The 327-nt window shown below is 45.6% G+C and carries 1 protein-coding gene; it reads right to left on the bottom strand.

Annotated elements, in window-relative coordinates:
* Positions 1–327: hypothetical protein (locus AB4486_RS27560; RefSeq protein WP_372119983.1), on the bottom strand; the 327-nt coding region annotated here is incomplete at both ends.

The raw sequence follows: 327 nt of genomic DNA, 5'->3' as shown, positions 1-327 counted from the left end.
TTTATCTAAATCAGGGTTTCCGTTAATGTCATCTTCATACCCAACGAAATTTAGGTCAATAACCGTACCATCACCGTCTTCGATTACCACGCCCTCAGGGATACCTGATAGAATAACAGTTATCGATTCGGAACCATCGCCGACAAGAGGATCATCAGCCGAGTCATCTGGTTTTCTCTCACCAGACAACACCGTGAAATCTAGAACAGCGTAGTTATCACCGCTTTGACTCTCTTGGATTGTGGTTTGTACCCCACTCACACCGCCATCTGTAAACTCTTCCCAATCGGTACCATTAGTTCCACCAAATGGCACATCAGCAACACC

Origin of the sequence: Vibrio sp. 10N.222.55.C6 (assembly GCF_041473395.1) — a bacterium.
Classification (GTDB): domain Bacteria; phylum Pseudomonadota; class Gammaproteobacteria; order Enterobacterales; family Vibrionaceae; genus Vibrio; species Vibrio crassostreae_C.
This window is presented reverse-complemented; position numbering and strand designations above follow the sequence as displayed.